The 508-nt window shown below is 69.9% G+C and carries 1 protein-coding gene; it reads right to left on the bottom strand.

Going from position 1 to position 508, the window contains the following annotated elements:
- On the bottom strand, positions 1-508 hold a 508-nt coding region (locus RE027_RS18230; protein WP_368809708.1), incomplete at both ends, for a branched-chain amino acid transport system II carrier protein.

Raw genomic sequence — 508 nt, forward strand, 5'->3', positions numbered from 1 at the left:
ATCCGCAGCCCCACGATCGCCAGGCCGATGTAGACGGCGGCCAGCAGGACGCCGGCGATCACGCCGGCCAGGCTGACTCCGCGCACGATCGCGGGGCCGTCGGAGACGCCCTTGGCCCGGAGGCTGGCCACCACGATGATCCCGAAGGCCAGACCGGCCAGCGAGTCCATGGTGTTGTAGCCCTCCAGGAAGCCCGTGACGTACGGGGCGGAGGCGTACTCCTCGGTGGGGCCGTGGCCGGGGGCGCTCAGACGCAGCACAGCCATCGTGATCAGCACCACGAGCAGGATCAGCAGCGCCGGGGTCAGGAAGCGTCCGAGCCGGTCCACGATCCCGCTGGGGTCGAAGGCCAGCAGCAGCGAGATCCCGAAGAACACGGCGCTGAACGCCACGGCGATCCACAGGGACTCCTCGCCCAGGTAGGGGGCGACGGCCGTCTCGTAGCTCACCGACCCTGTGCGCGGCAGAGCGTAGAACGCGCCGATCGACAGGTACACGAGCACGGTGA

This window comes from Kocuria sabuli (assembly GCF_040981185.1).
In the GTDB taxonomy this organism is placed as follows: Bacteria; Actinomycetota; Actinomycetes; order Actinomycetales; family Micrococcaceae; genus Kocuria; species Kocuria sabuli.